Genomic DNA, 9,249 nt, shown 5'->3' with positions numbered 1-9,249 from the left:
TACTGCGACAGCTCTCGCCCTGTTGCATCGATGACATGAACGGCGCACGCTAAACACGGATCGAACGAGTGAACCGCCCGTAACACCTCCAGCGGTGCCGAAGGATCGGCGAGACGAATTCCGATCAATGACTCTTCATACGCCCCGCGTCCCTCTTTAGCACCCTTAGGCGAAGCATTCCATGTTGTCGGAACGACCGCCTGATAGTTGGCGATTTTCGCATCCTCAATTCGGACAAAATGCCCTAATACCCCGCGCGGTACTTCAAATATTCCCGCACCCCTCGCCTCGCTCGGAAGCTCTTCGAACACATACTTCGTCCACGTCGTTTCATCGTAGTATTTGATATTTTCGATCAAATCACTCATCGTATCAAATAGATAATCACAGCAGATTTGCGCTTCCACCGCCCGCGCCGCATTACGCCCGATTGTGGTAGAGAAATCGATCAACTCCATATGGGAACGTTTCATAAACCGCTCCATATAAGGGCGGATAACGGGAGAGTTTTTGACGTATCCGACAATCATTCGCGCCAACGGCCCCACTTCCATCACATTTCCATCATAGCGAGGTGCTTTGACCCATGTGTATTTCCCCTCGGTTTTAAGGGAACCGTCCTCATTTAGATCGGTATAAAACGGTGTTGTCTCCCCATCATACGGGGAGAGGGGTGCATCATTTTCATACCACGAACGGGATGCCTCTTCGGTGATTTTGCTCGGATCAAACGGCTCTATATTCTCAAAATTATGCCCCTTGATCACACCGTTCTCAAACAACTGCTGCTGTTTTCCGAATCGGTATCCGCCGCAGCACATAAAGTTACCGACGGCTCGCCCTTCTCCCTCTTTAATCGAGTCGCGATAGGCATTGACGATCATCAGCATATCGGGGATATACGCCCTCTCTATAAAATCTCTCGTCTCTTTAATTATAAACAAAAAGTCATTCAACCGCTGAGGGTTGAGCATATCGGCGACACTCGTAACCCCTCCGACGACGAGATTTTGAGGGTGAGGAGTTTTCCCCGCAAAAATCGCTACCGCTTTAGAGAGTTCACGCTGTATTCGAAGTGCTTCGAGATAGTGGTTCATATGAACCAAATTCTCCTCTGGGCTTAGACGATAGGTCTCATGTCCCCAGTAGCCGTTGGCAAAGAGCCCCAACCTCCCCGCTTTGACAAACCCTTCGAGTTTTTCTTTGATAGCTTCCAAATGCCCATCGGAGTTACGATAGGGGTGCTCACACCATATCTGCGCATCTTCGGCTGCTTGAGCACAATCGGCACTCAAAGCGCTCGTGATATCGACGAAATCGAGTGAATGGAGGTGATAATAGTGAACGATATGATCTTGGACGAACAAGGAGAGGGTGACAAGGTTACGGATAATCTCGGCATTATGGGGTATTTCAATCCCATACGCCGCTTCCACCGCACTGATCGAAGCGCGATAATGGACATTGGTACAGACCCCGCAGATGCGCTGAGCGATCAATCCCGAATCACGAGGATCACGCCCTTTTAAGATCGTTTCGATCCCCCGAAAAAGCTGCCCCGAAGCCCACGCTTCAGTAACAACGTTATTCTCATCGATCTCTACCTCTATCCGTAAATGCCCCTCGATACGGGTAATAGGATCAATAATAATTTTTTTAGTGCTCATTTTCACCCTCCGGTAGTTTACGATTATTTGCATATTGATCAAACGCGATTTTCCCCTGACCGCAGGCGAAACATCCGTGCCCCGCCTGTACCGGCCAGCTCGTCCCCTCGTTGAACTTCACGAGTGAGCAGTTGAGATCGGCGTATGGCCCTTTGCACCCCATTTCAAAAAGGCACCACCCCTTCTTCGCCCCCTCATCACCCCATTCACGGACAAACTCATCGGCATCGTAATGTCCTCGGCGTTCGCAGTTATCATGAACGCGGAAGCCGTATGCCCATTCGGGACGGTTTTTACTATCGAGTTTCGGAAACTCTTCAAACATAATATACTGCAATAGGGTTCCGACGATATTGATCGGATTGGTCGGACAACCGGGAAGGTTGATAATATCGCTACGATCTAACGCTTCCGCCACACCGACCGCACCCGTCGGATTAGGCGCGGCGGCGACAACACCGCCATCATAGGCACATGATCCCACCGCGATCACCGCTGCGGCATTTTTGGCGACGCGACGCAATAAATCGACTCCCGTCTCACCCTTTGGTCCTATCCGCAAAAATTTACCGTCCATCCCTAGAGGAACCGCCCCCTCGACGATCAAGACATATTTACCGCTATCATTATGGAGTATACTCTCCAGCGCGGACTCAGATTGATCCCCCGAAGCCGCCATCAGTAGCTCATGATAATCCAGCGAAATGTATTTGAGGATCAGATCGTCCACTTTGGGGTGGGAGGTTTTAATAAACGCTTCCGAATTACCGGTACAATCAGAGAGTTCGAGCCAGATGATCGGAATTTTGTTGAGTTGTGTCACCCCCTCTTCCACGACCCCCTCAAACTGCGGATGCAGATGCATCGATGCCGTGATCATAGAGACCCAGCGGTTAAATTCGCGACTCATCTCAAACGATTCCAACGCCTCATGGAAATTCTCAGGATTCAACTGATTCTTCGGATGAAGCGAATTGTATTTATCGATTCGTGCGCGCACTTTTGTCAATTCCGCCGCCGTAGCCGCATCGAGCCTCTCTTGTTTAAGCCGTGCCGCCTCAGTAGGATCGACAGGGGTTGCACTGATAATCGCGCAGATATCTTGTTTGCACCGTCCGCAGGTACGTCCCGCTTTCGAGTGTTCTTTGAGCTCAGCGAACGACGTCACTGCATTCTCTTTGATAATCTCAACCAACTCCAGCTCATGCACCCCCTCACAACTACAGACAAGTTTCCCGTATTCGGACATCAAACGGTTCGAGTAGAGATACGCCGCATCAATCGGCGCATCGGTTTCGATCAAACGTTTAAGGGCGAGAAGATCGATATTAGTGTTGATCCCGATAAACCGTTTCAGTCTGTCATTATTGACGATATACTGATCGATCCGATCCCCATGCGTGATCAAAATCGTTTCATTCTCGGGGTCTTTGGGGTTAAAATCGGTCGCGGTGACATCGGCAAACAAAAATGATCCCACTTTGAGCCCATCGATGGAGACCTCTTCTTTAAATATTTTACTCTCCGTCCCTAAGAGATTCGCGATAGCGACATCGGCTTGGATCGTGCACTCTTTGACCCGTCCGGCGATAAATCCCCCTGCACGTAGCTGTGCCGCTTCGCCGACGCAGTAGATGTTCTCATCCGAGGTACGCATCCTCTCATCGACCAAAATACCTTTGTCACATTCGAGAAGGTCACGCGCATAGGGGATATTGGGATCGATTCCGACACCGAAAATGATAAACGGATTGTCGATCTCCCCTTGCTTGGTCAAGACTTTGGTTATCACATTTCCCTCAACCTCTTTATCCACGATTTGATCGCCGAATCGGATACTTACACGGCTGTCCGCTTCAAAAATACCCCGAATCAGCTCCAGCCCCTCGCGGCTAATCACCTCGGAGTAGAGATAGTTTTTGCGTACCAGAAGGGTAATGCTTTGCGGAGCATCGCTACGCATCAACGTATCGAGCAATTCCAACGCAATCGGCCCTGCCCCGACGATGATCACATTTTTTCCGACCATCCCCTTCGCAATTGCTTCGCAATCCTTCTGACTTCGAAAGGTCGCCGCATTTTGAATCCCTGAAATGTCAAAAAGTGTTTTGGGAACCGATCCCGTCGCAAGAATCAGTTTATCGTAATGAAATGCGGCATGTTCACTGAAAACCCGTTTTTGCGCGGGATCAATCGAGATGATTTTTTGATCCAGTTCCAGTTTTACTTTTGAGTGAAGCTCCAACTCTATCGAATCAACACATTTGCAATCTTCCACCAGCTTGCACAAATGGATACGATCATACGGAGGGTGCTTTTCATCGGAAACAATGAGTATCTCCGATTCGGGAGCACTCTCCATAAGGGTATTGGCAATATACACAGCGGCAATCCCGCCTCCTACGATAACAATGCGCATGCGTTACTCCTCACTCTTGTTTTGAATTTTGGCCGATTTTTTCGCAGCAGCGTATTCCTCACGGCTTTGTTTACATGCCTCTTCCCACACAAACCACCCCTCATTCGCCCCCTCTTCTTTAAGGGCACTGAGTTGTTTTGTCTCACTTTGCCACAACGCCTCTTCGGGTTTCGGACAGGCACGGACACATTCACCGCAGTAGATACAGAGCCACGGATTATAGCGATACGTTTTCGTTCCGTCTTCATGTTGATAAAAGAGAATCGCCCCCGGAGGACACACCTTCTCACATTTATCACAAAAAATACACGCATCTATCCCGTATTCGATCAATCCCCGATACCCGCTCGGCAAAACCATCTCTTCGGCAGGATATTGGTGTGTGCGGATCGGTCTAAAAAGGTTCAAAAACGCTTCCAACATAGAGGTAAACATCTGAGTCTCCTATTTTGCCGTACACGACATACACGGATCAAACGAGGCAAGGATGGCAGGTGCATCGGCATACTCACTTCCTTTAAACACCTCCATCATAGCCGGAATCGCCGAAAAGGTCGGAGTTTTAATCCGAACACGATCGAGCATATTTTGACCGCTCCCCCGTACCAGATAAAAGAGCTCTCCGCGCGGCGCTTCGACACGAACCACCGCTTCGCCGTTCGGTTTCCCTTTTGCCTTCTCCTGAATCTCTCCTACTGGGAGGTTATTCACGATATTTTGACACATTGCTATCGAGTTCACAATCTCTCGAAGACGAACGAAGTTACGCGCATGAATATCCCCCGTAGATTCAAGAATCATTGTGTACCCTATATCTTCATAGGGGAAATCACTCGTTTCGGCGCGAACATCGGTTGCCAATCCCGCCGCACGAGCCAACGGTCCTAGAGCATTGTAAATGTACGCATCCTCCAATCTCAGCACCCCTACCCCTTTGTATTTGAGTGAGAGCGACCAGTTGTTGTCAAATAATCCGATCAGTGCATCGATTTTATCGGTTAACAATCCGAGGTTTTTATGGATCAGCGCCACCAGTTCAGGGGTTAAATCACGGTTCACCCCGCCGATGGAGATGTAATCAAACTGGACACGGTTCCCGCTAATCGCTTCTTGAACATCCATAATCAGTTCCCGATCCCCCATAATCTGCATAAAAAGGGCTTCAAAACCTGCATTCTCCGCCGTATGGGCGAGACAGAGCATGTGGGAATGGATACGATCCAGCTCCACCATCAACATCCGCAAATATTTGATCCGATCATTAGCGACAAAGCCCAGCAGTTTTTCGACGGCTAACGTATACGAGAGGGAATGAGTAATAGCACAAAGCCCGCAAACACGAGCAACGACATACCCCACCTGCTTGAACTCAAAACTGCGGGTACACGCCAGTTCCACCCCGCGATGGACAAATCCGACATCGGCATCGACCCCGATAATCTTTTCGTTCTCACACTCAAATTTAAAACGGATTGGCTCTAGCAGAGAGATATGCTGTGACCCCAAAGGGATTTGGATCGTTTTTTTCATGATTCCCCCCTAAGCGGATGTGCCAGTGAATCCTCATCGAGATAAAGCCCTCTCTCCGCACCTTCCACTTTAAGCCCGAACATATCAACGATCTCCCTCTCCCCCATAAATGCGGAGGGGATCAGACTCACAAGCGAGGGGATAGGGGTATCGTAATCACTGATGGCATAATAGATCACTACTTCATCTTTTACCCCATACTTTGAGAAAATCCATTGAAGTTCGATTTTACCCTCCCCTAAATCGATCCCGTTGACACTCAGAAAGTGCCACTCTTTAGGAAGGTAAAACGCTCGAATATCATTTAATACCGTGGAGAGTGTTATTTCAATCTTTCGCATGAGGTTCCACCTTTTTTGCCATACCCAGGCGGCTGAGTTTATTATGTATCGTCTCTATTGCACCGAAGAGTTTGAACGGTTTTTCGATCTCTTTGCTTTTCGCTTCGAGCACTTCTAACCCTTTGACCAACGCATCAATAATCAGCTGCGGCGATGCGGCGCACCCGGGGACATAGACATCAACGGGGATATAACGATCGATCCCGTCTTCGACGTTATACATCCCCCGAAACACACCCCCTGTTGCCGTGCACGACCCCACCGCCACGACCACTTTTGGTTCAGGGATTTGGGAATAGAGCTCGACGAGACGCTCACGGGAACGGTAGGTGACAGGGCCCGTCACCAAAAAAATATCAGACTGTTTCGGATTTCCCGTATTGATCACCCCGAAACGCTCCAAATCAAACTTCGGTCCCAGTGCTGCGAGAATTTCGATATCACAGCCGTTACAGCTTCCCGCATTGTAGTGTAAAACCCACGGCGATTTTTTCCGAAAAGAGGTAAAGAATTTCATAACAGCACCCCCGCGAGATTGAGCACCGCCAGAGCCATCGCAACGGTGTAGATGATTTTCACCATCTGCGCAGGTCTGACACGGGCGGTCGCATTATCGACGAGATTAACGAGTAAAAAGACCCCCGCGACTAGTACTGCCCCAAGCCAATGGGACTCTCCGCCGAAGAGGTAAACAAAACTGTAGATAAAGATATATTCGAGAAAACGGGACATATACAAAAACTCGTAAAACACCCCGCTGTACTCGATCTCGACCCCCCCGACGATCTCCTGATGGGCTTCACCGACATCAAACGGAGATTTCTTTACTTTGATTGGGACGATCATCAACAATGCGGCAAACAATAGCGGCAACTGCGTCAAGTATCCATCCATTTTAAGTATTTGTGAAATCTCAAAACTCCCGCTCACCAGATATAACCCCACCGCCACCAAAATCAGTATCGGCTCATACGCCACCACCATCAACAGTTCACGGTTTGATCCGATATGCGAATAGACGGAACGGACACTGTACCCCGCCACAATGAGGAGAAGTTGGGCGAAGAGGTGTAGAAAAATAATATAGAGGAGATTCCATCCCAAAAAGATCGCCGCGATAGTGAACCATAAAACAAAGAAGTGGGCAACCGCGAGGAGAGCATGAGGAGCGTGGACGATCAGCGTCCGCTTATCGAGAAGTTTGAACATATCGTAAAACGGCTGCAGCAGCGGCGGCCCCTGACGCCGCTGCATCCGAGCCCGCAACACCCGCTCTCCCCCATAAACTAAGCCTCCCAAAATCGGTGCCAATGCAATCCATACCCAGATCATGACAACGCTCCTACTATCGCTACGGCGACAAAAAGAGATCCAAATCCCCAATAGAGTATCCGTTGTACTTTCACAGAGGATTCAAAATAGACCAATGCCGCATCAAACGGCTCTTTTTCCCCACAATGATACGGCTGCGAGCGATCATACCGATCCATCCGACGAATCAGGGATGGGAGGGCAAAAACAAAGAGCATCGGCAACGCCAACAGTACGACGAAGATATTCTGCTGCATCATAATGTATCCGAGAGCCCCAATTACTATAAAAAAGCTCAGCAACACCAACGGAACATTAAAACCGCTCGGAATCGCAATCGCCTCGGAGACTTCGACATCACACGGGGCAGAGAGAAGTGCTGATGCCACTTTAAAATAGAGCAACACCATCAAAGCACTCCCGACGATCAATGAGAGAAGGATGATTAGATTGGAGGGGTGCTCTTTGAGGAGTGAAGCGATAGAGGTAATCGCAAAAAGTTTCCCCATAAAAAGACCGAACGGCGGGAGGGTCAACGAGACAAACCCAAAGAGGATAAATCCCACCGTTTTAGGCGATCGTGTCACCATCCCTTTCATATCCTCAATATCTTTGGCATGATGAAGACGCTCCAACACCCCTGCCGAGAGAAACAGCAATGCTTTAGAGAGGGCATGAAAGAGCATCAATGCGAGAGCGAGGTTGATACTCTCCTGTGTCCCGATCGCCGCTAGCGCCATCATCAACCCCAACAATGCCACGGTGGAGTATCCCAAAATCTCTTTCAGCACTGAGCGCGACAGTGCCAAATACGACGCGGCAACAAACACCAACGCCCCGATGATCGAGATGATCCCCCCGACCATACTCACCGCCAACGCAGGGGCAAGTTTGAGAATCAGATAGGGGGCGATTTTAACCATCGTCGCCGAGTGGAGCATTGCACTCACGGGAGTCGGTGCGACCATCGCCCCGAGTAACCACCCCTCGAACGGGATCGAAGCCCCTTTGACGAGTGCCGCCATCGAGAGTAGCGCCACCGCCAAGAGAATCATTCCCCCTGAACTTTGCAGCAGCGTATCGAACATCACACTCTTAAACCCGATAATAGCGACCAACGCCCCCAATAAAATTACCACTCCGCCGATCTGATTCATCCAGAGGGCTTTGAGGGCATTGGCTCGGCTCACCTCATCATCTCTAAAGGCAATCAACAGATACGATGCAAGGGTCGTCATTTCAAAAAGGAAGAAAAAGAGGAGAATCGAGTTGGCGATGACGATCAGATTCATCACCGAGAGAAACACCAGCAATCCCCCGACGAAAAGACGCTTTTTGAGTGGAGAAGTCGGTTCATCCTCCATATATTTCACAGAGTAGAGGACGATAATCCCCCCCACCCCGTTGATAATCAAAAACATAAACTTCGAGAGACTATCCACGACGATCTCCGCCGACCCCGCTTCAGGGACAATAGACTCGATGTATCCGTACAACACTAGCTGTAGAGCCGCGAGCGCCATCACTTTGGGGTGGTTAAAGACTCTACCTTGATAGAGAAAAAAGAGGAGTAGGACGACATCGGCGGCAACAATCGCACCATTCATCGTGTGGGAGAGTTGAAACGTCAACACCCCCATAGAGGTATAAAGAGAAAAAGCACCTAGCCCAAGAAGAAATAAAACCGCCGTAATAACGACATACTGAGCCCGCTGATTAGGGAGCATGAGCAATAAAATCGACGCTATAATCGGCAATAAAATAAGCGTTAATACCAACTCCATCTGTCTTCCTTTAGGAACGGCTGTTGGATTATTATATCACAATGAATAGTATAAAAATGTTACGGAAATGATTTTTTTCTGATGTAAAGTTGAGGGATTGTTTTTTGAAAGATGGTGGCGGGGGGGGGACTCGAACCCCCGACCTCCGGCTTATGAGACCAGCGCTCTAACCAGCTGAGCTACCCAGCCATCTTTTG

At 49.3% G+C, this 9,249-nt stretch carries 8 protein-coding genes and 1 tRNA gene; all 9 read right to left on the bottom strand.

What is annotated here, in order from left to right; all coding sequences use genetic code 11:
• Nucleotides 1–1,667 (bottom strand): nickel-dependent hydrogenase large subunit (locus A2517_RS06320; RefSeq protein ID WP_294895228.1); only part of this gene is annotated, 1,667 nt, incomplete at its 3' end.
• On the bottom strand, nt 1,657–4,086 hold the full coding sequence (locus A2517_RS06315) for a hydrogenase small subunit (protein WP_294895227.1): 2,430 nt from the start codon (nt 4,084–4,086) through the stop codon (nt 1,657–1,659). The genes A2517_RS06315 and A2517_RS06320, both read right to left, overlap by 11 nt.
• Before the next feature lie 3 nt (nt 4,087–4,089).
• Complete coding sequence (locus A2517_RS06310; RefSeq protein ID WP_294895225.1) at nt 4,090–4,521, bottom strand: 4Fe-4S dicluster domain-containing protein; 432 nt, start codon at nt 4,519–4,521, stop codon at nt 4,090–4,092.
• A gap of 9 nt (nt 4,522–4,530) precedes the next feature.
• Nucleotides 4,531–5,616, bottom strand: a complete 1,086-nt coding sequence (locus tag A2517_RS06305; protein ID WP_294895223.1) for a nickel-dependent hydrogenase large subunit — start codon at nt 5,614–5,616, stop codon at nt 4,531–4,533.
• Complete coding sequence (locus A2517_RS06300; protein ID WP_294895221.1) at nt 5,613–5,957, bottom strand: NADH-quinone oxidoreductase subunit C; 345 nt, start codon at nt 5,955–5,957, stop codon at nt 5,613–5,615. The genes A2517_RS06305 and A2517_RS06300 overlap by 4 nt, the downstream gene beginning before the upstream one ends.
• On the bottom strand, nt 5,944–6,474 hold the full coding sequence (locus A2517_RS06295) for an NADH-quinone oxidoreductase subunit B family protein (protein WP_294895219.1): 531 nt from the start codon (nt 6,472–6,474) through the stop codon (nt 5,944–5,946). Before A2517_RS06295 ends, A2517_RS06300 begins: the two co-directional genes overlap by 14 nt.
• Nucleotides 6,471–7,289 carry a complex I subunit 1 family protein gene (locus A2517_RS06290; protein WP_294895217.1) on the bottom strand — a complete coding sequence of 273 codons (819 nt, stop codon included), beginning with the start codon at nt 7,287–7,289 and terminating at the stop codon, nt 6,471–6,473. Before A2517_RS06290 ends, A2517_RS06295 begins: the two co-directional genes overlap by 4 nt.
• On the bottom strand, nt 7,286–9,052 hold the full coding sequence (locus A2517_RS06285) for a proton-conducting transporter membrane subunit (protein ID WP_294895215.1): 1,767 nt from the start codon (nt 9,050–9,052) through the stop codon (nt 7,286–7,288). The genes A2517_RS06290 and A2517_RS06285 overlap by 4 nt, the downstream gene beginning before the upstream one ends.
• A gap of 112 nt (nt 9,053–9,164) precedes the next feature.
• Nucleotides 9,165–9,241: transfer RNA gene (locus tag A2517_RS06280), tRNA-Met, on the bottom strand.
• Nucleotides 9,242–9,249 lie beyond the last annotated feature (8 nt).

Origin of the sequence: Sulfuricurvum sp. RIFOXYD12_FULL_44_77 (assembly GCF_001830725.1) — a bacterium.
GTDB classification, from domain to species: Bacteria; Campylobacterota; Campylobacteria; order Campylobacterales; family Sulfurimonadaceae; genus Sulfuricurvum; species Sulfuricurvum kujiense_A.
Note: the sequence above shows the minus strand (reverse complement) of the source record. Positions and strands in the feature narration are given on the sequence as shown.